Source organism: Nocardia sp. NPDC058633 (assembly GCF_042717045.1).
Lineage (GTDB): Bacteria > Actinomycetota > Actinomycetes > Mycobacteriales > Mycobacteriaceae > Nocardia.
This window is the reverse complement of the sequence record NZ_JBHXRA010000013.1, coordinates 92,685-115,555: the sequence shown is the minus strand read 5'-3', so window position 1 is coordinate 115,555 and position 22,871 is coordinate 92,685. Positions and strand designations below refer to the sequence as shown.

The 22,871-nt window shown below is 66.2% G+C and carries 27 protein-coding genes; 16 read left to right on the top strand and 11 right to left on the bottom strand.

Annotated elements, in window-relative coordinates; translation table 11 throughout:
• The 8 genes from ACFWUR_RS18765 to ACFWUR_RS18730 all read left to right on the top strand — a co-directional run bounded on the left by ACFWUR_RS18765 (position 1) and on the right by ACFWUR_RS18730 (position 8,986).
• Positions 1–930: an ABC transporter permease gene (locus ACFWUR_RS18765; protein ID WP_378908539.1), complete on the top strand. Its 930-nt coding sequence runs from the start codon at positions 1–3 to the stop codon at positions 928–930.
• The gene (locus ACFWUR_RS18760; protein WP_378908414.1) at positions 927–3,455 is read left to right on the top strand and encodes an ATP-binding cassette domain-containing protein; all 2,529 of its coding nucleotides are present in this window, start codon (positions 927–929) and stop codon (positions 3,453–3,455) included. The genes ACFWUR_RS18765 and ACFWUR_RS18760 overlap by 4 nt, the downstream gene beginning before the upstream one ends.
• Positions 3,456–3,565: 110 nt before the next feature.
• Positions 3,566–4,696 carry a hypothetical protein gene (locus tag ACFWUR_RS18755; RefSeq protein ID WP_378908412.1) on the top strand — a complete coding sequence of 377 codons (1,131 nt, stop codon included), beginning with the start codon at positions 3,566–3,568 and terminating at the stop codon, positions 4,694–4,696.
• Positions 4,697–4,748: 52 nt separating this feature from the next.
• On the top strand, positions 4,749–5,465 hold the full coding sequence (locus tag ACFWUR_RS18750; protein WP_378908411.1) for a lytic transglycosylase domain-containing protein: 717 nt from the start codon (positions 4,749–4,751) through the stop codon (positions 5,463–5,465).
• 115 nt (positions 5,466–5,580) lie between these two features.
• Positions 5,581–6,867 carry a phosphopyruvate hydratase gene (gene eno / locus ACFWUR_RS18745; RefSeq protein WP_378908410.1) on the top strand — a complete coding sequence of 429 codons (1,287 nt, stop codon included), beginning with the start codon at positions 5,581–5,583 and terminating at the stop codon, positions 6,865–6,867.
• A gap of 23 nt (positions 6,868–6,890) precedes the next feature.
• Positions 6,891–7,469 (top strand): septum formation initiator family protein, encoded by a 579-nt coding sequence (locus ACFWUR_RS18740; RefSeq protein ID WP_378908408.1) that lies wholly within the window; start codon positions 6,891–6,893, stop codon positions 7,467–7,469.
• Entirely contained in the window at positions 7,466–7,981 is a 516-nt protein-coding gene (locus tag ACFWUR_RS18735) for a DUF501 domain-containing protein (RefSeq protein ID WP_378908407.1), read from the top strand. The genes ACFWUR_RS18740 and ACFWUR_RS18735 overlap by 4 nt, the downstream gene beginning before the upstream one ends.
• Before the next feature lie 45 nt (positions 7,982–8,026).
• Positions 8,027–8,986 (top strand): exopolyphosphatase, encoded by a 960-nt coding sequence (locus tag ACFWUR_RS18730; RefSeq protein ID WP_378908406.1) that lies wholly within the window; start codon positions 8,027–8,029, stop codon positions 8,984–8,986.
• Between the two features lie 116 nt (positions 8,987–9,102).
• On the opposite strand, the gene ACFWUR_RS18725 is transcribed toward ACFWUR_RS18730, so the two are convergent.
• Positions 9,103–9,363 carry a YdeI/OmpD-associated family protein gene (locus ACFWUR_RS18725; protein WP_378908405.1) on the bottom strand — a complete coding sequence of 87 codons (261 nt, stop codon included), beginning with the start codon at positions 9,361–9,363 and terminating at the stop codon, positions 9,103–9,105.
• Between the two features lie 95 nt (positions 9,364–9,458).
• Here ACFWUR_RS18725 and ACFWUR_RS18720 point away from each other — a divergent pair, with 95 nt between their 5' ends.
• The 3 genes from ACFWUR_RS18720 to ACFWUR_RS18710 are packed head-to-tail and all read left to right on the top strand — an operon-like array spanning position 9,459 to position 12,623.
• Positions 9,459–10,769, top strand: coding sequence for a cytochrome P450 (locus tag ACFWUR_RS18720; RefSeq protein WP_378908404.1), 1,311 nt, complete (start codon positions 9,459–9,461; stop codon positions 10,767–10,769).
• Positions 10,766–11,344 (top strand): TetR/AcrR family transcriptional regulator, encoded by a 579-nt coding sequence (locus ACFWUR_RS18715; RefSeq protein ID WP_378908402.1) that lies wholly within the window; start codon positions 10,766–10,768, stop codon positions 11,342–11,344. Before ACFWUR_RS18720 ends, ACFWUR_RS18715 begins: the two co-directional genes overlap by 4 nt.
• 52 nt (positions 11,345–11,396) lie before the next feature.
• Positions 11,397–12,623, top strand: coding sequence for an acyl-CoA dehydrogenase family protein (locus tag ACFWUR_RS18710; protein WP_378908401.1), 1,227 nt, complete (start codon positions 11,397–11,399; stop codon positions 12,621–12,623).
• Positions 12,624–12,719: 96 nt separating this feature from the next.
• Here the strand turns inward: ACFWUR_RS18710 and ACFWUR_RS18705 are convergent, their stop codons facing one another.
• Together ACFWUR_RS18705 and ACFWUR_RS18700 are read right to left on the bottom strand one after the other, a co-directional pair.
• Entirely contained in the window at positions 12,720–13,340 is a 621-nt protein-coding gene (locus tag ACFWUR_RS18705; protein WP_378908400.1) for a hypothetical protein, read from the bottom strand.
• The gene (locus ACFWUR_RS18700) at positions 13,337–13,912 is read right to left on the bottom strand and encodes a hypothetical protein (RefSeq protein WP_378908399.1); all 576 of its coding nucleotides are present in this window, start codon (positions 13,910–13,912) and stop codon (positions 13,337–13,339) included. The genes ACFWUR_RS18705 and ACFWUR_RS18700 overlap by 4 nt, the downstream gene beginning before the upstream one ends.
• 265 nt (positions 13,913–14,177) lie before the next feature.
• Between ACFWUR_RS18700 and ACFWUR_RS18695 the strand changes: the two genes are divergently transcribed.
• Positions 14,178–14,657: a hypothetical protein gene (locus tag ACFWUR_RS18695; protein WP_378908398.1), complete on the top strand. Its 480-nt coding sequence runs from the start codon at positions 14,178–14,180 to the stop codon at positions 14,655–14,657.
• A 247-nt stretch (positions 14,658–14,904) separates the two neighbouring features.
• Here the strand turns inward: ACFWUR_RS18695 and ACFWUR_RS18690 are convergent, their stop codons facing one another.
• Together ACFWUR_RS18690 and ACFWUR_RS18685 are read right to left on the bottom strand one after the other, a co-directional pair.
• Positions 14,905–15,699: an IS3 family transposase gene (locus ACFWUR_RS18690; RefSeq protein ID WP_378908397.1), complete on the bottom strand. Its 795-nt coding sequence runs from the start codon at positions 15,697–15,699 to the stop codon at positions 14,905–14,907.
• Between the two features lie 2 nt (positions 15,700–15,701).
• On the bottom strand, positions 15,702–16,007 hold the full coding sequence (locus tag ACFWUR_RS18685) for a transposase (protein ID WP_378908396.1): 306 nt from the start codon (positions 16,005–16,007) through the stop codon (positions 15,702–15,704).
• 72 nt (positions 16,008–16,079) lie between these two features.
• Here ACFWUR_RS18685 and ACFWUR_RS18680 point away from each other — a divergent pair, with 72 nt between their 5' ends.
• The 4 genes from ACFWUR_RS18680 to ACFWUR_RS18665 all read left to right on the top strand — a co-directional run bounded on the left by ACFWUR_RS18680 (position 16,080) and on the right by ACFWUR_RS18665 (position 18,497).
• Positions 16,080–16,817 (top strand): tyrosine-type recombinase/integrase, encoded by a 738-nt coding sequence (locus tag ACFWUR_RS18680; RefSeq protein WP_378908395.1) that lies wholly within the window; start codon positions 16,080–16,082, stop codon positions 16,815–16,817.
• Between the two features lie 612 nt (positions 16,818–17,429).
• Entirely contained in the window at positions 17,430–17,657 is a 228-nt protein-coding gene (locus tag ACFWUR_RS18675; protein ID WP_378908394.1) for a hypothetical protein, read from the top strand.
• 207 nt (positions 17,658–17,864) lie between these two features.
• Complete coding sequence (locus tag ACFWUR_RS18670; protein ID WP_378908393.1) at positions 17,865–18,161, top strand: hypothetical protein; 297 nt, start codon at positions 17,865–17,867, stop codon at positions 18,159–18,161.
• A gap of 45 nt (positions 18,162–18,206) precedes the next feature.
• Entirely contained in the window at positions 18,207–18,497 is a 291-nt protein-coding gene (locus ACFWUR_RS18665; RefSeq protein ID WP_378908392.1) for a hypothetical protein, read from the top strand.
• Here ACFWUR_RS18665 and ACFWUR_RS18660 read toward each other — a convergent pair.
• The 6 genes from ACFWUR_RS18660 to ACFWUR_RS18635 form a co-directional block, all read right to left on the bottom strand.
• Entirely contained in the window at positions 18,455–18,703 is a 249-nt protein-coding gene (locus ACFWUR_RS18660) for a hypothetical protein (protein ID WP_378908390.1), read from the bottom strand. The genes ACFWUR_RS18665 and ACFWUR_RS18660 overlap by 43 nt on opposite strands.
• Positions 18,696–19,286, bottom strand: a complete 591-nt coding sequence (locus ACFWUR_RS18655) for a class I SAM-dependent methyltransferase (RefSeq protein WP_378908389.1) — start codon at positions 19,284–19,286, stop codon at positions 18,696–18,698. The genes ACFWUR_RS18660 and ACFWUR_RS18655 overlap by 8 nt, the downstream gene beginning before the upstream one ends.
• 57 nt (positions 19,287–19,343) lie before the next feature.
• Entirely contained in the window at positions 19,344–20,033 is a 690-nt protein-coding gene (locus ACFWUR_RS18650) for an isochorismatase family protein (protein WP_378908388.1), read from the bottom strand.
• A gap of 107 nt (positions 20,034–20,140) precedes the next feature.
• Positions 20,141–20,818, bottom strand: a complete 678-nt coding sequence (locus ACFWUR_RS18645) for a hypothetical protein (protein WP_378908387.1) — start codon at positions 20,816–20,818, stop codon at positions 20,141–20,143.
• Positions 20,819–20,832: 14 nt separating this feature from the next.
• On the bottom strand, positions 20,833–21,924 hold the full coding sequence (locus tag ACFWUR_RS18640) for a helix-turn-helix domain-containing protein (protein WP_378908386.1): 1,092 nt from the start codon (positions 21,922–21,924) through the stop codon (positions 20,833–20,835).
• Positions 21,925–22,381: 457 nt separating this feature from the next.
• Positions 22,382–22,552 carry a hypothetical protein gene (locus tag ACFWUR_RS18635; protein WP_378908384.1) on the bottom strand — a complete coding sequence of 57 codons (171 nt, stop codon included), beginning with the start codon at positions 22,550–22,552 and terminating at the stop codon, positions 22,382–22,384.
• Positions 22,553–22,871 lie beyond the last annotated feature (319 nt).

Here is a 22,871-nt window from a genome sequence, read left to right as displayed (position 1 = left end):
ATGAAAACCTTCGCCCTGCCGATGCTCCGGCGAATCGCGCTCCTGGTGACCTTGCTGGCCGTCGTATTCGTCGCGGTGGACCTGCTGCCGGGAAACGCGGCGCGCGCGGCGCTCGGCAGGGACGCGGACGCGACCGAACTGGCGGCCAAGGAGCACGAGCTCGGGCTGGATCGGGCGCTGCCGGTGCAGTTCCTGGATTGGATCTGCGGCGTACTCACCGGAGATTTCGGGCAGACCGCGCGCGGGAACTCGATCGGCGCCTTGCTGGCCGACAAGTTCCCGCAGACGCTGCTGCTCGGTGGGATCGCGCTGCTGCTGACCATCGCGGTGTCGTTGGGGCTGGGCTGCTGGTGGGCGATGCGGCCCACCGCGCTCGGTGCGCGCATTCTGCAGCCCGTCAGCACTGTTGCGGTGGCCGTGCCCGAATTCGTCGGCGGCACCTTGCTGATCCTGGTGTTCTCCCTGGCCACCGGCTGGCTGCCCGCCGTGACCATCACGGGCCGGTCCGGGTTTCCGGTCGGGCCCGAGATGTTGGTGCTGCCGGTGCTGGCTCTGGCGATTCCGCAGATCGGCTGGAACACCCGAGTCGTGCGCTCGGCCCTGCTCGATGTGGCTGCGGCACCACATGTGGAAAGCGCTGTGCTGGAAGGGCTGCCGCCTCGCGCTGTGTTGTTGCGGCACATGCTGCCCTTCGCCGCGCCGACCATCGTCGCCGGGTACGCGACATCGGTGGGCATGCTCTTCGGCGGGGCCTTGGTGGTCGAGACCCTGTTCAACTATCCCGGGGTCGGCGCTGTGCTCGCCGGGTCCGTCGCCGATCGGGACGCCACGATGGTCGCCGCGGTGGTCGCGTTGACGGCGATCGTCATCATGGTGCTGCTTGCCGTCGCCGACCTGGTCCGGGCGTGGGCATCGCGGAGTGCGCGATGAACGTCGCGGGAAGGACCGGTGATCGGGTGCCGCGATGGGGCGCTGCGGGGTGGCGGTACTCGGTGGCCGCGGGTGTCGGGCTTGTGGTGGTGCTCGCGGTGGCGGGGCCGCTGTTCGCGCCCTATCCGGGTGAGAAGGCGGTCGGGATGCCGTTCGCACCCCCGGGTGGGGGAGCGCTGCTCGGGACCGATCGGCTGGGCAGGGATGTGCTCAGCCACCTGCTCACCGGCGGCACCCACCTGCTGGTGGTCTCGGCGGTGATCGCGGTGGCGGTGACCGTGCTGTCGGCTGTCCTCGGCGCCGTCGCCGCCGTGCGCCCGCGCGCGGGCAAGATCATCGAACTCTGCGGTGACCTGGTCATCCTGCTGCCCGCGGTCCTCGGCATTCTGCTCGTGCTCACCGCCTGGCCGCAGGGCGGCGTCTCCGCGCTGATCGTGGTGTCGTTGATCTTCGGAGTTCCCTACTGTGCCAGGATATTCGCGGCCTCGGCCGCCACCGTCGCGACCTCCGGCTACGTCGAAGCGGCCGTCGCCAGCGGAGAATCGTTGTCCCACCTGGTCTTCCGCGAGATCTTGCCCAATCTCCGGGCTGTCTTCACCACCCAGCTCGGCCTGCGCTTCGTCGTGGCCATCTATCTCGTCAGCACCATCGCCTTCCTCGGGGTGGCCGCCCTCGATCCCGACAACTGGGCGATCATGGTCCGCGACAACGCCTCCGGGCTGCTGTTGAACCCCTGGGCGGTGCTGGCGCCTAGTGCTGCCATCGCCGTCGTGGCGGTCGGTGTGAACTTGGTGGTGACCGGTGGCCCCGGGAATCGACGAATCCCGAAAACCGCATCCGATGCTGCCGAATCGGCCGACCTCGTGCGGGCAGACCGGAGCACGCGAGGTGCGGCGCGGTCGGGCGGCTGCGGGATCTCGGTGAAGGGTGACGCGGCGGTGGTGGACGAGTTGAGCGTGGTGACCGACAGTGGCGCGATGTTGCTGGCGCCGTTGTCGTTTCGGTTGCAGCCGGGGACGGTCACCGCGCTCACCGGGGCGTCCGGCGCGGGAAAATCGACGGCCATGCGCGCGCTGCTCGGGCATCTGCCCGCCGACACTCGTGCGCAAGGCACGGTGCTGGTCGCCGGGCACGACGTGTTCGCACTCGACGGCGGTGCGCTGCGCGGGTTCCGCCGCGAACATATCGCCTACGTCGGCCAGGACCCCGGCTCCGAACTCAACCCGCTTCTTCGCGTTCGCGCAGTTCTGGCCGACGCGGCACCCGACAGCTCCGAGGCCGACCGCTTGGCTGTCCTCGAACAGGTCGGCCTCGACCCCGCCCACCTGCGCCGCCGCTGCGCCCGCCTGTCCGGCGGCCAGCAACGTCGCGTGGCACTGGCGCGCGCCATCCTTCGCCGCCCCCGAATTCTCATCCTCGATGAACCCCTGGCGGGCCTGCACGGCACGCTCCGCACCGAAATCGCGCACCTGATCTCCACCCTGGCCACGCGCGACTCCACCGCCGTCCTGCTCTCCGGCCACGACACCGAGGCCATCAACGCCGTCGCCGACACCGTGATCGAGGTCCACCCGCCGGGGCCGGCGACACCCGCTGCCGCGGCGAACACTCCAGTCGTCTCTCCATCGGTGGAGCTGCCCCCTGAACACGGCCCCTCGGAGTCGCACGGCACTCACGCAGCGGTGTCGGCGCGCGAGATTCCGCTGGGCCGAAACGGTCACCCGAGCCGGCCGCAGGGGACGGGTCCGCGCCCGGCGGGGATCGAATCGTCCGCCGACGGCGTGGCCACGACAGTTGCGTTGCGCACCAAGGGAATCAAAGCTGAGGCCGACGGTCACGTGGTCCTCGACGACATCGGGTTCAGTGTGTACGCGGGTTCGGCTCTCGCGGTGGTCGGACCGTCCGGCGCGGGGAAGACCACGCTCGCACGGGTGGTCGCGGGTTTGCACGCCGACGCCGTAGGGTCGCTCGAGGTGGCCGGTGTTGCGGTGCAAATGGGAAGCAAGCGGCGGATCAGATTCGGCTCCAACGGTATTCAGCTCGTCACCCAGAACCCTCGTGCGGCGTTGAACCCGCGACGCACTGTCGAGCAGACCCTGTCCCGTCCCCTGCGTCGCATCGCGCGGGTTCCCAAGCGCGACCTCCGTGCCCGTGTTGCCGCCCTGCTCGCCGACGTCGAGCTCCCTGTCGAGCTCGCCGCCCGTCGCCCCCATGAACTCTCCGGCGGACAACGTCAACGAGTAGCGCTGGCCCGCGCTCTCGCCGCCGAGCCCGCGGTCCTGCTCTGCGACGAGATCACCACCGCACTCGACGTCGACACCGCCGCCGCCATCATGTGCCTGCTCGACCGCCTCCGCACCGACCGCGGTACCGCGGTCATCCTGATCAGCCACGACATGACCCTCGTCCGCGGACACTGCACAGACCTGCTCGTGCTCGATCACGGTCGCGTAGTCGAATCGGGCGCCCCGACAACAGTTCTCACCGCACCGGCGCATCAGGCGACCGCCGACCTGCTCGGTTGACCGCGGCCAGGGCGGCCACGTCGACCTGATCGCCGACACCTGTAACGACCGGAACCCCATGTCCGACTAAATCGGGTTGTCCTCCAGTCGATTTCAGGAGACGTACCCCGATGACGTACCCCGCGCCGCTACCACCCGGTGCCGCCGAACCGATGTGGGCTTCCGGGCCGCCGCCGTTGTCCGAACCGCCGTTGTCCGAATCGCCGCAGGCCGGACCACCGGCGGGGGGTTCGTCGCGGCGGAGGCTGTGGTTCGTTCTCGCCGTGGTCATCGTCGTCGCGGTGGCGTGCGGGGTCGCGGGATACGTCCTCACCCGCCCCGAACCACCCATGATGGCGGTCGGTGACTGTGTGAGCGCCGGTGAGCTGCCCGTCGAACACGACTGCGGCGACCAGCGCGCCAAGTACGAGGTGCGGGCACGGGAGGCCGTGCAGTGGCCGTTCGAGCTCGCCTGCCTGAAATACCCCGATGTCACCCGTGCGGTCGCCGAACCGAAACCGACGGCGAGCGAGCGTGACACCGTCCTGTGCCTGACCCCGACCAGGAACAACATCACCGACGCGGGCGGGCTGCGGCCCGGTGACTGCATCGGCGTGCGCAACGGTGGCGCCGAGGTCGAACGGTCGCCGTGCGGATTTCCCAGTGCACCGGTGGAGGTCATCGCGATCGAACTGCACACCAAGGTCCCGGTCGTCGACCGGGCGTGCGCGGCGCACCCGCAGGCCCGCAGCGCCTTCGCGCAAGCATCACTGGCGGGCCGCGCCGTCGTCATCTGCGCCAAGCCCAGCGCCTTCGAGAAATCGGCGGTGGCGGCGATGGTCGGCGACTGTTACTCGGACAACACGCTGAACAAGGTCAGTTGTGGCAGCGTCGGCCGGGTGCATCGGGTGCTCGCCGTGCGCACCGCCTACGCCGCACCCACCGCGCCGGAGTGTTTGAACGTCACCAACGCCCTTGCCGTTTCGGTCTCCAGCAACGACAAGACCGACCTGCACTTCGTCGTCTGTTTCGGCCCGGTCGGTCGCGACCACCTCGGCTACGGCAAACCCGGTGACTGCGTCGCCGGTCTGGCCGCCGAGAGCGGGATGCCACTGCTGGTCGACTGCGGCAACAGCACCGCCGACGGCGCCATCACCGCGGTGTACGACGAAGCCGACATGCCCTGCTCACCAGGCGAAGCGAGCATGACCAGGAAGCAAGCGGTGAGTGAGGCGACGACGATCTGTCTCGGCCCACGCTGAGAACTCCCTGTGAGATGTGCACGAACCGCTCTGGATCTGGATGATTGAACAGATGTCAGTGCAGAAAGTCGGCGTGGCCGCCGCAGTCGCGATCAGTGCCCTTTTAGCGGGGTGCAGTTCGCTCGCGTCGATCCCCGACGACATGCCGCCGGGGCCGGGAGTCGCGTTGCCCGTGATCGATGTCGACGCACCCGGTCGCGCGTCCGAGCAGTTGCGCGGCTGGGCCGACGAACAGTCCGGCGCGGTCGGCATCGAACCGATCGCGCTCGAGGCCTACGGATACGCCGCGGCCGTGCTGGCGAAGTCGAAGCCCGAATGCGGGATCGCCTGGACCACCATCGCCGGCATCGCCAGCGTGGAGAGCGGGCACGGCACCCACCGCGGTGCGGGCATCGATGCCGACGGCGTAGTGCGCCCGGCCATCATCGGCGTCGCCCTCGACGGCACCAACGACAATGCCGACATCCGCGACACCGACGGTGGCCGCCTCGACGGCGACACCACCTACGACCGCGCCGTCGGCCCGCTGCAGTTCATCCCCGAGACCTGGAAGCGCTGGGGTGTCGACGCCAACGGCGACGGCGTGGCCGACCCGCAGAACATCGACGACGCCGCGCTCACCGCCGCCCGCTACCTCTGCACCCGTGGTGGCAATCTGACCTCGGCCGACGGCTGGCAGCGCGCCCTGTTCGCGTACAACCAGTCGAACAAATACATGCACGTGGTGCGCGATCGCGCCGCGATATACAGCATCGGGCGCCGCGTGTAGTTGCGCACGGCCCGGAGTGCCGGTTACTCCACACTCCGCCGAGACGATAGGCTCGGCACCGCACGGCCCTTTCCCGTGATACCTACCGTGCCTTCCGTCGTAAGGAGCAGTTTTCGTGGCCATTATCGAACAGGTCGGAGCTCGCGAGATTCTGGATTCGCGCGGCAATCCCACCGTCGAGGTCGAGATCGCCCTCGACGACGGCACCCTGACCAGGGCAGACGTACCTTCGGGTGCGTCCACCGGCGAGCACGAGGCCGTCGAGCTGCGTGACGGCGGCGACCGCTACGGCGGCAAGGGCGTCACCAAGGCTGTCGAGGGTGTTCTCGACGAGATCGCGCCCGCCATCATCGGCCTCGACGCCGTGGAGCAGCGCACCGTCGACCAGGTCCTGCTGGACCTCGACGGCACCCCCGACAAGTCCCGCCTGGGCGCGAACGCCCTGCTGGGTGTGTCGCTGGCCGTGGCACGCGGTGCCGCCGAGTCCTCGGGGCTCGAGCTGTTCCGCTACCTGGGCGGCCCGAACGCCCACGTGCTGCCCGTGCCCATGATGAACATCCTCAACGGTGGCGCGCATGCCGACACCGGCGTGGACGTCCAGGAATTCATGATCGCCCCGATCGGCGCACCCACTTTCCGCGAGGCGCTGCGCTGGGGCACCGAGGTGTACCACACGCTCAAGGCCGTGCTGAAGGAAAAGGGCCTGGCCACCGGTCTCGGTGACGAGGGTGGCTTCGCCCCCGACGTCGCGGGCACCGTGGAAGCCCTCGACCTGATCAGCGTCGCCATCGAGCGCGCCGGCTACAAGCTCGGCACCGATATCGCACTGGCTCTCGACGTGGCCGCCACCGAATTCCACACCGCGGGTGAGGGTTACAAGTTCGAGGGCAAGATCCGCACCGCCGCCGAAATGGGCGAGTTCTACGCGGACCTGCTCACCAGGTACCCGCTGGTCTCCATCGAAGACCCGCTCTCGGAAGACGACTGGGACGGCTGGGTCGCGCTCACCGACGCCATCGGCGACAAGGTGCAGCTGGTCGGCGACGACCTGTTCGTCACCAACCCCGAGCGCCTCGAAGAGGGCATCGCCAAGGGCGCGGCCAACGCGCTGCTGGTGAAGGTCAACCAGATCGGCACGCTGACCGAGACCCTCGACGCTGTCGAGCTGGCGCACCGCAACGGCTACAAGACCATGATGTCGCACCGTTCGGGCGAGACCGAGGACACCACCATCGCCGACCTCGCGGTCGCCGTCGGCTCGGGCCAGATCAAGACCGGCGCTCCCGCGCGTTCGGAGCGGGTCGCCAAGTACAACCAGCTGCTGCGCATCGAGGACGCCCTCGGTGATTCGGCACGTTACGCGGGCGACGTGGCCTTCCCGCGTTTCACCGGCGAATTCTGAAAGCAGTACAGGGGCGGTAGCGAATGACCGAGCGACGTGCGCGTGGAACCAGTCCGGGTGGACGAGGTGACAGGCGCACGTCGCGGGCCGCGCGCTCCCGTCCCAGTGTCGACACCCCCGGCCGCCCCACCGCGGCCAAGCGCCCGACCCGGCGGCACCCGCAACCCGCGGGTGCCACCCGCAAGTCCAGCGGCAAGCTGGAACGCAGCGAACACACCATCCTCGGCCTCTCGACCGGTAAAGCGGTGATCCTGGCGGCGGTGCTGTGCGGCCTCGCGCTGACGTTGGCGGTACCGACGCGGACCTACTTCAGTCAGCGCGCCGAGGCCGTGGCACTGGCCAAGCAGCGCACCGAACTCGAAGCCGACCTCGCGGCGTTGCGCGATCGTCGTGCGCAACAACAGGATCCGGCCTACATCCGTTCCGAAGCACGCGACCGCCTGCGCCTGGTGATGCCCGGCGAAACCCCCTATATCGTGCAGATCCCCGGCATCGAAGCACCAGCGCCGCCGCCGATGAGCACCCGAACCGCGGCGCCCGACCCCTGGTACACCGACCTGTGGCGCAGCATCTCCGAACCAGCCCCGGAAGGACCACGGTGACGACACCGAACCCCCAAGACCTCGAGATCATCGCGAAGCAGTTGGGCCGCGAGCCTCGCGGGGTGCTCGAAGTCGCCTACCGCACTCCCGACGGTCTGCCCGCCGTGGTGAAGACCGCGCCGCGCCTGCCCGACGGCACCCCGTTCCCCACGCTCTACTACCTGACCGACCCGCGACTCACCGCCGAGGCGAGCAGGCAGGAATCGGCCGGGGTGATGCGCGAGATGACCGAACGCCTCGCCGCCGATCCCGAACTGGCCGCCGCCTACCGTCGCGCGCACGAGAGCTACCTGGCCGAACGCGACGAGATCGAGTCGCTCGGCACCGATTTCACCGGTGGTGGCATGCCCGACCGGGTGAAGTGCCTGCACGTGCTGATCGCGCACTCGCTGGCCAAGGGCCCCGGCCTCAACCCCTTCGGTGACGAAGCTGTCGCGCTGGCCGCCGCTGCCGGGTTCCGCGGCACCGCAATCCCCGCCGACTGGCCCGCCGCCCCCGGCGAACAGGCATAATCGCGGTCAGCGCCCGTACCCGGGTCGAGACCTCAGGAGGACACCATGAGTGAGCGCATCGCCGCCGTCGATTGCGGTACCAACTCGATCCGCCTGCTGATCGCCGAGGTGGGGTCCGACGGTGGGCTCACCGACGTGCACCGGGAGATGCGGATCGTGCGCCTCGGTCAGGGTGTGGACGCCACCGGACGGCTGGCGCCCGAAGCCATCGAGCGCACGCGCCTGGCGTTGGCCGACTACGTGGATGTGATGGTGGCGCAGGGGGTTTCGCGCGTCCGGATGGTCGCCACCTCCGCCACCCGTGATGCCGCCAATCGCGACGACTTCTTCTCGATGACCCGGACCGAACTGGGTCGAGCAGTGCCGGACGCGGTCGCCGAAGTGATCACCGGCGACGAAGAAGCGCGGCTGTCCTTCGCTGGTGCCGTCGGTGAATTGTCCGCTGATGCAGGACCGTTCGTCGTGGTCGACCTCGGGGGCGGTTCGACTGAGCTGGTCGTCGGCGACGAAAACGGCGTCCAGGCAGCGTATTCCGCTGACATCGGCTGTGTCCGCATCACCGAACGCTGTTTGGCGGGCAACCCGCCCACTGCCGACCAGGTCGCTGCCGCAAGGGAATTCGCTCAGCAGAAGCTCGATGAAGCCTTCACGAAGGTCCCCGTCGACAAGGTGCACACCTGGGTCGGCGTGGCGGGCACCATGACCACGATTACCGCCGTCGCCCTCGACCTCCCCGAATACGATTCCGCGCGTGTGCATCTGACCCGCCTGAGCCTCGCCGAGGTCCACCAGGTCTGCGACCGCCTGGTCGGCATGAACCACGACGAACGCGCGGCCCTCGGCCCGATGCACCCCGGCCGCGTCGACGTGATCGGCGGCGGCGCGGTGATCACCGAGGTCCTCGCCGACGAATTGGCCGCCCGCGCGGGAGTTTCCGAACTCATCGTCAGCGAACACGACATCCTCGACGGCATCGCCATGTCGATCGTGAACGCCGCGGCCTGACGACCACCTCGATCACCCGGCCTGCGCGCAACCGCCGAGAAGTCTCCACGGCGGCGAGTCTGATCGCGGCTCGGCGGTTCCAGGCACCGTCGTCGGGTTCACGACAGGGTGACGGGTCAACTGCGCTCACGATGCTTGCATCCGGGCCAGCAGCACGGGCGCCGCTGACCTTCTTCCAGTTCCTCTTGCGTGCGTCGAATCCGTCGTTCGCGGGTCGCGTCCTGTTTCGCGTCCTCGACCCAGCAGATGAACTCGTTGCGGGCCAGCGGTGTGATGTCCTGCCAGGCGGTGAGCGCCACCGAGTTGGCGAGCAGCGCCGTTCGCAGGTCGGTCGGTAATTCGTGCACCACGCCGCCGGGTACTTGTCGACTGCTCATCAGTCCACGGTAGCGCGCGAGCGTTCGACCTGCGGTGACCGAGAAGGGGTCGGCAGGGACTAGACAAAGAAGTGCATATGTCTCACCATGGAGTCATGAGCACAATGACGTCTCATCCGGCGCGGTTCGAACTTCGCTCCGGAGAAACCTGGCGTGATCCCTGGTCCATGTACTCCGCACTGCGCGAACATGATCCGGTCCATCGGGTGATCCCCGACGGTCAGGAATCCAACGACTTCTACGTGCTGTCCCGGCACCCCGATGTGTGGGCGGCCGCTCGCGATCCCGAGACCTTCTCCTCGGCATCGGGTCTGACCGTCGACTATGTCGATCTGGCGGCGGCCGGGTTCGGTGGCGTGAAGCCGTTCGTCTTCATGGACCCGCCGGAGCACACCGATTTCCGCCGCCGGGTAGCGCCCGGATTCACCCCACGCCAAGTGAATTCGGTCGAACCCGCGGTGCGCAGATTCGTCGTCGACCGCATCGAGCGGCTGCGCGCGGCGGGCGGCGGCGATATCGTCAAGGATCTGTTCAAGCCGCTGCCCACCATGGTGGTCGCGCACTATCTCGGTGTGCCCGAACAAGACCACGGCAAGTTCGACGAGTGGACCGAGAACATCGTCGGCGGCGCCGTCGCGGGCGCCGGGCTGGCCGCGGGTGACCAGAACGCCTTCGCCGCCGTCGGCGAACTGGTCGGCTACTTCACCGAACTGATCGCGCGCCGCCGCCGGGAACCGGGCGACGACACCATCTCGCACCTGCTGGCCTCTGGCCTCGGCGCCGACGGCGACAACGACGGCCTGATCGCGATCCTCGGCTTCGCGTTCACCATGATCACCGGCGGCAACGACACCACCACCGGCAATCTGGGCGGCGCGGTTCAGCTCCTCACCGCGCATCCCGACCAGCGCGAGCTGCTCGCCGACGACCCGTCGCTCATCGCGGACTCCATCGAGGAGTTCCTGCGAATGACCTCCCCGGTGCAGGGGCTGGCCCGCACCACCACCCGCGACGTCGAAGTGCACGACACCACCATCCCGGCCGGTCGTCGCGTGCTACTGCTCTACGGCTCCGCCAACCGCGACGAACGCGAGTTCGGGCCCACCGCAGCCGAACTCGACGTCCGACGCAATCCCAAACGCATTCTCACCTTCAGTCACGGGCACCACCACTGCCTCGGCGCGGCCGCCGCCCGCATGCAGGCCCGAGTGGCGCTCGAGGAACTGCTCTCACGCTGCCCGGATTTCACCGTCGACCTCGATGCGGTGCAATGGTCGCAGGGCAATTACGTGCGCTGGCCCGTCTCGGTGCCGTTGGCGTGCGGAGGGTTCGGCGTGAGCGGTCGGCGCCCAGGCGCTCGCGTAACCACGCAGGGCGCCCGAGCATGTCGAGAGGAAACACCGTGAGCGGAGACTGGCTGGCCACCGATCGGGCCGACCTGGCCGCCGAACGCATCATCGACGCGGCCGCCGAGCTGTTCGCCGAACACGGGGTGGCCGCGGTCGGCATGGCCGATATCGCCAAGGCCGCCGGATGCTCGCGCGCCACGCTGTACCGCTACTTCGACAACCGGCAGGCGGTGCGTCTGGCGTTCGTGCACCGCGAGACCCGCCGCATCGTCGCCCAGCTCGACGAGCGGTTCCGCGATATCGCCGACCCGGGGGAGCGCGTCATCGCCGCCATGCTCGGCGCGGTCGCGGAGGTCCGCGCCAACCCCCTGCTCATCGCCTGGTTCCGCCCCGCCGACTCCGGCACGGCGGGCCGCATCAGCCAGGACTCCGACGTCATCGAATCCCTGGCCGCGTCCATGTTCACCCCCATGGACCCGACCGACCCGCAGCGGAGCCGACTGGCCCGCTGGCTCACCCGCGTCATCGTCTCGCTGCTGTCGTCCCCCGGCCGCGACGCCGCCGACGAACGCGCCATGCTCGAGGAGTTCGTCGCACCGGTCATCACCCGCACCTTCGTCCGACCGAACTAGAACGTGTTCTATATTCGAGGGAAAGTTCCGGCGATCCCTCGGGAGTCCAGATATGTACCAGTGGTCAGACGAAGACCTGATGTTCCGCGACGCGGTGCGCGGCTTCATCGCCAAGGAGGTCACCCCGCACGTCGACCAGCTGGAGAGCGGCGCGCTGCCACCGTTCGACATCATCCGCAAGCTGTACGCCACCTTCGGGCTCGACGAGATGGCACGGGACGGCCTGGCGAAGGCGCTCGCCCGCGAAGAGGCAGGCGCCACCGGCTCCGGGAAGTCGGGCGCCGGTTTCAGCGGTGCGGGCAGCATGGGTGTCGTCCTCAACAGCGAGCTCGCCGGCGTCAGCCTCGGCCTGGTGGCCTCCATGGGCGTGAGCCTCGGACTCACCGTCGGCACCATCCGCAGCCGCGGCACCCTGGCGCAGAAGAAGCGCTGGCTGCCCGAACTGGTCACCATGGCCAAGGTCGGGGCCTGGGCGATCACCGAGCCCGATTCGGGTTCGGACGCGTTCGGCGGTATGAAGTCCTACGTCCGTCGTGACGGCGAGGACTACATCCTCAACGGTCGTAAGACGTTCATCACCAACGGCCCGCACGCCGACGTGACCGTCGTCTACGCCAAGCTGGACGAAGAGGACGGCACCGACCGTCGCGACCGCAAGGTGCTGACGTTCGTGCTGGACAAGGGCATGCCCGGTTTCACGCAGAGTCCGGCGTTCAAGAAGATGGGCATGAACTCCTCGCCCACCGGCGAACTGTTCTTCGACAACGTCCGCATCACCCCCGACCGGCTGCTCGGCGAAACCGAGAACCCGGCCAAGGGCGACGGAAAAGACAGTGCCAAGGAGTCTTTCGCGGCCGAACGCATCGGCATCGCCTCCCTCGCGCTCGGCATCATCAACGAATGCCATCGCCTGTGCGTCGATTACGCCAAGTCCCGCACGCTGTGGGGCAAGGAGATCGCGCAGTTCCAGCTCATCCAGCTCAAGCTCGCCGAGATGGAGATCGCGCGGATCAACGTGCAGAACATGGTGTTCAACGCCATCGAGCGCACCGCCGCGGGCGACAAGGTGACCCTCGCCGAGGCGTCGGCGATGAAGCTCTACTCCTCGCGCGCCGCCACCGAGGTCGCGATGGAGGCCGTGCAGCTGTTCGGCGGAAACGGATACATGGCCGAGTACAAGGTCGAACAACTGGCCCGCGACGCCAAGTCGTTGATGATCTACGCGGGCAGCAACGAAATCCAGGTCACCCACATCGCCAAAGGCCTGATCAACGGGTAAGGCCCGGCTCGCACCGGTCGTACCCCGAACACGACAGAACCGTACGAGCGCGGCCGTGTGTGCCGCGCCCGTACGGTTCGGTGGTCGCCGACCAGGTCAGGCGGTGGGGGTGAGGAGCTGGTTGAAGAACGAGCGGTAGCTGCGCAGCGCGCGCCGCAACGACTCGGTGTCCGGGCTCTCCGACCACCGGTCCGCGATGATCCCCTTGCGCGCGGCGTAGGTGCTGGTGAGTTCGTGGATCAGTTCGGTGACCAGCTCGTCTGCCTTGGCGACGGCATCATGGGGATCGTCGACGAAGGTGCCCTGCAGATCGCGCCAGCGTCCGCGCAGGTGTTCCAGGGACTTTTCGTCGAACAGCGGGACGACGTCGTCCTCCACGTCGGAGGCCGGGCTCTGCTGCTCGACGACCGGCTCGTGTTCGGTACGGCCCGCATCGACGATGTCGGTCTCGTCGGCGGAGTCGTGGCGCCGACGGCCCGTGCCCGTCTCGTCCGCGGCATCCGCGCCGCTGCCCGCGACGAAGGTCATGTCGGTACCGCCGTCCACGGCGGGGGAGGTCTTGGGATCGCGTCCGGAATCCGGATCGATGACCTCGGCGTCTATCACGTGGTGCTCGCCGCGTTCCTCGGCCGCGGCACGGTCGTGGTCGCCGAGGCGGTCGCGCTCGAGATCGTCGGTGCGCGAATCGGTGTGGGTGCGTTCGTATTCGGTACTCATGACACTGTGTCCTTCTTGTGCGTGGTGTCCTTCTTGTGCGTGGTGTGGCCGTTCGTCAGATCGACGAACAGAGCTCGGTAGTGCACGAGGGCGGTGCGAAGGTCCTCGGTGCTCGCCTGCCCATTCGCGTGCTCGACCGCGATGCCGTGGGCGTCGCGATAGTGACCGAGCGTCGAGGCGTGCTCGACGGAGAGGTCGGCGACCTGCTGGTCGAAACCTTCTGTGGGATAACCACGCTCGGCCATGACGGTCGTCACGAGCCGATCGGCCTCGCCGACGGCATCGGCGGGCTCGTCGACGAAACGCTCCTGCACGCGCGCCCAGTCCTTGGTGAACTCTTCCTTGCGTTCGGGCGTCAGTTCACGCAGGTCGAGCGAGTTGTGCCTGCGCTCGCGCTGCGCCAGTTCGCGTTCGGCGGCGCGACGATCCTCGGTCTGCTCGACGGTCCGGTCGTACTCGGGCCCGAAACGGTCACGTAGACGCTTCCGGCGTAGGTATGGCGGCACCAGTAGAGCCGCACCTACGAGTACGACCACGATGACGATGACAACTACCAGGATTCCGGAAGACACGGGTTCTCTCCTTCTACGAGCCTCTTGCCCCGGTAGTGCCTCGAAATTCGTTTTTCAAACGGTAGGGTCGCTCGGACTCCGAGCCCGGCCCGCCGGTACCGACACCGAGAGCGCCCGCGTTGGTCCTGTTGCCCGCCAGGATGTTCGCGCCGACCCCGGCCTGTCCGAACGCCGACCACTACAGTCGATGATCGTGGATCAGCTTCAGGAAGTACCAACTCCGCCAACGATCTTTCGATCTTCGCGGGCCCGTTCGGTGGAGCTGATGGTGTTGGGGTTGATCGGGCTCGCGGCCGGCTGGCTGCTGCTCGTCACCACCACCACCGAACCCGCGCTGACCTTCCCCGTGTCCGGTGCGATCATTTCGGGTTCGCTTTCTCTGCTCCTCGGACTGCACCACTTCCTTTGTCGCGCAACCGATGTGGCAGTCGACGATCACGGGGTGACGCTCGGCCCCTTCGGCCGAATCCCGTGGTCCGGGATATCGCGCATCCATCTGCGCACAGCCCACACCATGAGGCACCTGGCCATCGAGCTGGTCGATCCGAGGCCGAAGCTCACCGAAAAGCATTGGCCCAGATGGGTCTACGGCCCGATCGGCAAGTTCTGGGTCGGCTACCCGCTCACCATCTCGGAGCGCTGGCTACGCCCGATATCGCTGGACGACATCGCCGATGAACTACACAGGCGAAACCCTGGCCTGGTTATCGCAAGATCAGAACAGCGAGGCATCCGCTGGCGCTGAGCCCAGCCCGAGCCGTACGCCATGGCCCGCATTATCCCGAGGGCCGCTGCACCAGCCGTCGCACAGTGTCGCATTGTCGGCGGTAGCGCTGCGTTGCCGCTAGAGAAAGGAGAAATACGTAGGTGAGCAGAGAACTTATTACCCTTCTCGTCTTCTCCTAGATTTTTATCGCCTACGCATGCAAATCGGTTCAGCATTTTTGGGCGGCGAGAATCGGCGCAAAACTCGACAGCATCCGCTGGGTGTTTTACCAGCCATCGATGTAGGCGAACAAGGCGTTCTCGGCGTCTTCCCTTGTCCGCCAACTGTTCCGATACACCAACTCGGTCTTCAAGGTCGAGAAGAAATTCTCCATGAGAGCGTTGTCGTAACTGTCACCGACCGACCCCATGAACTGCGCGATCCCATTGTCGGACAACCGGTTCGCGAACCGGATCGCCGTATAAGTCGACCCACGGTCGGAATGATGAACCAGCTGCCCGTCACGAACATCGCGGGTCCAGACCGCGTACTCGAGAGCACCGAGCACCAGTTCGGTGTCGCAACGGTCCGAACATTTCCAGCCCACGACCCGGTTCGAGAACGCGTCTCGGACCGCGGCCAGCCAGAACACACCCTCACCGCAGACGATGAGGGTGGCATCGGCAACCCACAACCGGTCCGGCTCACCAGCGGTGAAGTCACGATTCACCAGGTCCGGAGCTGGGGTGGCACGCCGATCCTGCCGGGTCGAGCCCAGCCGCCACTTCCTGCGCAAGAATGCGCCCTGCAAACCCGCCCCTCGCATCAGTCGCTCGACTCGTTTGCGGCCGACCGAGAACCCGCGCCGAGCCAGCACCGCGTGCACGCGTGGTGACCCGTAGGTTCCGCCGGAGCTGGTATGGATGTCGACGATCTCGGCCAGCAGCTCTCGATCGGCCAGTCGCCGCCGTGACGGCATCTGCGCCTGCCGCAACCAGCCGTAATACGTCGAGGACGCGATGCCCAGAACCCGTAATACGAGCTCGACCGGGTGCTGCGGATGTTCGCTGACGAACGCCACGATCACCGTCGGGTCTGGCCGAGCTCCGAGGCGAAATACGCACTCGCATCACGCAATACGGCATTGACTCGCTCCAGCTCCGCGACCCGCTTCTTCAACGCTCGGTTCTCAGCCAGCATGTCGGTCGTCGGGCGATCGTCTCGCTCGCCGCCATCAGTCTCCGCTTGGCGAATCCACAGCCGCAACGCTTCGTGATGCACCCCGAGCTGCGTTGCCAGCTTCCGGATTGTCGGCTTCGGATCCGACTCCCGATACAGCCGCACGGCCCGCGTCTTCAAGTCGTCCGGGTACTTCTTCGGTGCTGCCACGAATGACTCCTTCCGGTCCTATCGGACCACAGTCAGAGCCCTCCGAGAAAGCGGGGGAACCTCACCTCCCGGTTGCGCAAACGCAAAACCAACCCTCAGATCATCGAACGGGAACGCCTAGACGGCCTGCGTGAACAACTTCGAGAATGGCTGGAAGGCAACGAAATTCCAGGAACTCCCGCATACACGCACGGCCCGAAACGTGATCCGCTCATCGTGGACATCGCCGATCTGATCCTCGGCTCGGGAGTGCGTCCCGGCCAAGCACTGGCGGCGTCCTGGGATCAGTTTGACCTCGAGGCGGAACCGGCGACGTTCACTGTCACCGCCACCGTGGTGAGGCTGAAAGGTAAGGGACTATTCCGACAAGAATGGACGAAAACTGCTGCGGGGCGTCGAATTGTCGCTTTACCCGCATTTGCCCTCGACATGCTGAAGCGGCTACGAGAAGACCCGGCGCACGGGCGGATGTGCGCGGTGAAGGCACTGCGTGAGGTGAACGGCAAAGTAGTGGAGGTGGAGGACAAGACACCCCTCGTGTTCCCGGGACGCGGTGCAGTACTACGCGATCCACACAACTTCAACCGCACCTGGCGCGACGCGCGTGGCGCCGCGTACAAGGATGTCACTCAGTACACGTTCCGAAGGACGGTCGCCACCTTGATCGCCGAGGGGGCGGATTCGAAGACTGCTGCCAAGCAACTGGGGCAGTCCCGAGAGGCGATCACAGAGCGGCACTACATCGCGTCGGCAGAATTTGCACCTGACTCCTCGGCTGTTCTGCAGAAGGGTCTGGGCAGGGCCAGCTGATCCTGCGTACCGCGCGGGTGCCTCTCGAACAGATCGTCCAGCATTCGTCTGTCTGGTGGCAGGCGTGGCTACCCGTGCTGAGCTCCGCTCTGGTGGCCGCCGCTGCATTCACCGACGTCGTCTAGAGCGACCGTGCCAACCGCGATGGGAACAACGTGAATATCGTTGTGCGCGCCGATGGCTCGTGGATCTTCTTGAAACCAGTCTTGGAGACGGGAACGTCAGTAAGGAAGACCCGGCGCCGATCGTCAACGGCCGCACACCGACAAACGAAGAGATGCGCACATCACTTCAACGGTGGCTCTCCGTCCATGCCCCTTGAGGCTAGTGCCTTCGTCAGTGCGGCCGTGGCCGGTGTCGAGTCGATGTGCGGTCGAGTCGTGATGCGGATCATGATGTGACCAAAACCGTATCGCCAGAGGTCATTCGGGGTGAGTTGTGTCGTGCACCTCGGCGCACTTATCTGCGGACGAAGATCACTGTCTATACAGCCGACAACTCGCACGAGTCTGCACGACGAGCCTGAGACCCAGTCCTTCGCCGCCGTGGTCGCGCTCATGCGCCCTATGATCGCCCGACACTGGATAGACCGGTCAGGAGGCGTGAAAACGGATGAGCGCGGACGTACCTCGCAAAAAGTTGACCATCGAGTTCGACGAACCTCTCACGGAGGAGTTGTACGCGAACTTGGCTTCGCTGGTGTGGATGCAGCTACGCGCGATAGCCGACGCGGCTGATTTCGAGTTCACGGTCCGCCATGACGGTCCGGCCTCGATGAGCGAGAAGCTGAACCAACACTGGGATCGGTTCGCCCAGCAAGCCCAGTGGGAAACCGAATAGCCGGGTTCCCCCGCGCCTCAGATTCCCAGCTCCCGGTGGTGCCGGATTCTGGCTAGGCTGGATCTCTTCGCTATCAGGCGGAGTCCCCGGGAGCTGTGAGCCATGAGCGACCACATCCAAATGCAACCCCCCGATTACCACCGGTGTCTCGATACCGTGTTCACCTCGCCGGTCGCCTGCCGGGAGCTACTGCAACGACTGTCGGAGATGACCGAGCACGACATCCACTCGCAGTGGTCGCCGTGGACAGGACAGGAGCCCCCGCCCCATGGCTCGCGGGTCGGCGAACAGATTCCGATCGAGGTGCAGCTGGCGATGCTGCAGGCCGATTACAACTCATGCCGCGAGATCCTCAATCTCAACGTCCGCGATCTCGCCGCGGTGGTCGGCGTGCACCCGATGCAGATGAGCTACGTCGAACTCATCGCCAGTGTGCGCAGCACTATTGAAGATCAGCGAAACCGGATCCTCGACCTGGAGACTGACCAGCCGGGCAGCCGTTAGACCTGTTCGGAAAACGACCGTTGCCGATCACCGACTAGGGCGACGGTGTTCGCGCTGATTCCGCAGCGCGGATGTTCGTTCGTCAACCCGTTCGGCATCGGCAGTCAGCTGGGTATCCCGATCGCGTCGGGGGTCTTGTCGGTGCGGATCCCTCGAAAGCTGGGTTGTGTATGGGTGGTCATTTTCCACCAAGCCGTGACCGTATTTCACCCGCGCGAGATCCTCGAGGATCTGAACCTGGGTGGCAGCGGGCTGGTGAGCGTGCCTTCGCACTGGTTCGGCGTGGAGCCGGGTCAACCGAGCCGAGTTGTGGCGATTGCCATGCGGGCACCGTAGGCGAGTAGTCCGTCGGCTGCCAGATCTTCAGCCTGGCTGAGGAATTCGTCGCGGAGACGCTGGAGTTGCTGAGCACCGACGAGGGCGACGTCGTAGTACGAGTCGACAGCGGACTGCCATACCTGCTCCGCCGGCATGTCGGCGCCGGGACTGATCTCGACCCAGTTGATAGCTCGGAATCCGGCGGCCGTCACCAGCTCATTCATCCCCTCGCGGGTGCGTGTGCGACGGTCGCCGAGGGTGGACATCACCGATCCCTGCTGCTGGGCGGCGGCGAAGATCGACCGCGCCAGCTTCAGGAACAACGCGTCCGCTTCCGGGTGCGGGTCGCAGGCCGACGGAGATCGCCAGCGCGCCAGCGGGTTTCAGCACTCGTGCCGTTTCGGCCAGGGCTTGTTCGACATCGGCCATCAGCATCAACGCCATGTGGGAGACCACGGTGTCGAATGCGTTGTCCTCGAACGGTAGTTCCTGGGCGCGTCCTTGCCGCACATCCGCGCCAGCCAGCTCCGGTCTGCACTTGGCGGTGGCGAGTTCGCCGTCAGAAAGGTCGATACCGGCCAGGCCGGTCGCACCGTTGCGGGCCAGGACCGCCAGCAAGGATCCATCGCCACAGCCGAGGTCGAGTACTCGGCGAGCATCCGGGACCTGGTCGGCCAGGAACTGGTAGCTCGATCGCCCATCGGGCAGCGGGTGCCCCAGTACGTACCAGCTCATAGCGCCCGGCATCTGGTTGTGCGCCCGTCGGTAGAAGTCTTCGCCTGCGTGAACCTCGTCAGCTGCGGTCATGATACGAGCCTAATTGCACTGAGGGCAAACGCTTTTCGGCTCGGTCGGTCATGCCGATCACGTCGTGGTGGCGAGCGTTTCGAGCACTTCCTCAGTTGGGCGCACGTCGCCGAATGAGCGATAGATGGTATGCAGGGCGGCGTTGTGGTCCTGGTCGCGGCGGGCGGCGTTGGCGTCGGCGACCATGATCACGCGGAAGCCGAGAGTGGCGGCGTCGCGCGCCGATGACTCACAGCACACGTTGGTGACGGTGCCGGTGATCAGGACCGTGTCGACGTCTCGCTGGGCGAGCAGTTTCGGCAGCGCGCACCGCTCGGGAAAGAAGGCGCTGAAGGCCGACTTCTCGACGAACAAATCAGTGCTGTGCGTGATCATCCCCGGCCACATGCGCGTGTGAACCGGACCAGAACCGCCTGAACTGCTATATGTCTCAGCGACCTGCGGTCCAAAGAACTCGATCTCACGAGGGGTCGGTGTGGTGGAAGCGGGCGTAACCCAAGCCACCGCGCCGCCCGCTGCGCGCGTGGCTTCGGCTATGCGGTTGATGTTGGGCACGATCGCGCGACAATACACGCTGTTTGAAACATGGAACGGCACCATGTCGATCACCACCAGCGCTGTCCGGCGGGGATCGAGTTCGGGGAAGGCGAACCGTCGGCCGCGGCGAGCCTCGTGGCGAGCATACTCGCGGGAGTCAATCCGCCAGGCGTGCGACTCGAGCGTCTCGATGCTGTCCTCGGTATCCACGGTGACGCAGTCTGTCACGGACGTGGGCGGTCGCCGGTCAGAACCTGTTGACCGCAGTCGCATCGAGGTCTGCTCACGAGCGGTGGTCGCACAGCTGCGTGCCTCACCTACAGGACGGGTGATCGAGATGTCGAGTCCGAGGGCCCGGTGGGGATGTCGAGCGATGTCCGTTCTTCTCCAGCCGAGCCGGATGAGGATACCGCCGCAGTGTCCTCAGGAGGGAACTCCGCCCGGCGTTGTTGGAATGGTCGGGTTGGGTGCGGCATGTACTCGACTTCGTAGGCCCATCCGACGAGGCTCGCGCCAGACCTCACCGGCAGCCACATGTCCGTCGCAATGAGGTCATCGACGATTTGCTCCGCCATGTCACGATCGACGTCACCGAGGACGTGGAGCGCTTCGATGACGATCCACATCGAATCCCGCGTCTGGACGGTGTACTCCTTGGCCTGGTTGATCGCTTCGCGTTCATCGAGGATCGCAGTGCACCCGTGTGTGTGCGCGTAAGCGATAACCGCGGCTTCCCCCGCATGCTCGACGGGTGTCTCCGCTCCGAGGTCGGACTGGATTGCCAGTTGCACCGCTCCCTCGTCGGAGTCGAGAACGACGAGTTGGGTCCATTCGCACTCGGCTATCGCCGGAATCCCGGCGTACCTCTCACGTGCCACCTCGATCTCCGCGTTCACCGCGTCCGGAATCAGAATTACCTGCCCCCCAGGCGAGAGCCGTCGCAGTATCTCGCCACGACCTGCACGGTGCCAGTGGGTGAACACGCTCGTGTCCATGACCCAAGGGTTAGTCATCCTCCCTTGACCACCTCGAACGGCGAGTTGTCGCGTGGGCGCAGTTCGGGATCACTGATCGATCCCCGCAGCATCTGCAACGCCCGCTTACGTGTGAGTTTGGCAGTTTCGTATCCGCGGACCACCGCTGCGGCCAGCTGCGGAGAAAGCCGGGGGCCGTTTAGGCCATCGGCGCGATACGGAACTCCTGCTGCAGCAAAGTCACTTACGACGGGGATGTCCCGTGCGAGCGCGACCCGCTCATACTCGTCTATCAGCCCGATGTTCTTGAGCTGGTTGACCGTCGCTGTCCACGACACCCGGTAGGTAGCGGCAATGCGGATGGCGCGGCGGCGCGGACTGTCATGTGGGTAGTCACTCCACATTTTCCCTGCCCCGCCGCGGGGAATTAGGAAGTGAATCGCGACCGACTTAACCATGGTTTCGGAGTCGGAGCTGTGCGCATCATAGGCATCTCCAATCAACCAATGCGCCAGCTCATGGGCGACAGTTACCCGCTTACGGCCTCGCTTCTGTTCAGCGTTGATCACTGCAGCGGCCACCGCTGTGTCATCATCCTCGGCGACAATGACGCAAGCGCCTTCCGCCGAATCGCCGTAGTCACCCACGAATACGTACATTCCGAGTCTTTCGCAGACAGACAGGATGTCGATGATGGGCTCGTCGCCCAGCCCGATCCGCATGCGCGTCTCGTGCGCAAGTAGTTCGGCGTCATCATGGGAGTCGGGCACCGCCGACTCTGGTCGCGGCACCGCAGAAATCAGCCCCTTACGCATCAACGATCGCATGTCGTCGGCCAGCAACTCGATCGCCTCGTCCATGCGGGCGGTGACCTCGGAATCGAACGCGGCATCGGTGCGGCGGCTGATCGCTGCGGGTACCTCATCCATCACGAACCACTGCAGAGGTTTGTTGAGCTTTTCGGCAATCGCGAACATCTCCACAGCCGATACCCGTCGAGTTCCCGACTCCATTTTGCTGATTGTCGTGTGGTCGACCTGGTCCAACGCCGCGGCGAGCTGCCCCTGTGACATGGCGGCGGCGACCCGCGCCTCCGCGATCCGTCTACCAAGTCCCTTCGCGTCCATACTTGCGATTTTGGCACATTGGTAAGCGAGCTGGGGAGTGACCCTGGTCATACAGTTCACAACTGTCATCAATCCGAGGCGACAGTGGAGGTAGACCGAACTGCATGCGACCACCGGTCGCCCGTACTGTCTGCCCGAGCCGACCACGCTGTTTCCGCGCTGGCGGGCCCTGTCCGACGGCGCGTCTTCTCCGAGATCGGGCCGTGGCCCCCTGCATCGTGGTGCGGTGCTGCACGACAGACCCTCGGGCAGCGCGGCAGATCGGCCACGAGAAGGGTGGCTCTATCGGTGAATCGTGGTGACGTCGATCGGTGAATTTCAGCGTCACCCGAGTGCGGGTCTATCGGTGAATTCTGGCGTCACCCTGGCTCCCTGGGTTCCCCGCACTGTTCGCGCTGGTCGCAAACCTGTCGATCGGGCGAGTGTGGCGGATGCCGTGCTCGGGTGCTGTCGGAATTCACCGATACGGAGACAGCGCGGCGGTGCCCGGGGTGACGTCGGCCTGACCAATAAACGACGTCGGAATTCGCCGATGTAGCCACTGCTGACGATCGGTCGGTTCCGTTGCCGCCGTGCGTTTCTTCCATTCGTAGAACCCCGATGTCGACACCTCGAGCAGCCGGGCCATGCGGACCACGTCGAACTGTCCGGACGCGGCCGGATGCCGGCGGCCTCGGCCACCGCGTCAGCAGAGGCGGCGTGCTTCGCCATCAGTTCGAACCGGGCCGGTTCTGCTGCATCGCGGCAGAGTACGCCGAGACTTTTTTTCAGGAACGCGATGTCCTTGTCCTGCTCGGCGACTGCCTGAGTGCGGCGCCGTCGAGACGTCGTAAAACGATCGTTTCTCAACACTGCAGCTGTCGTGCGGGGATACGGCAGACAAGCACGCGGCGGCAAGTCCGGCGGGTCCATGATTTGGCCTTGCCGCTGGTGAGGACAATGGCCGC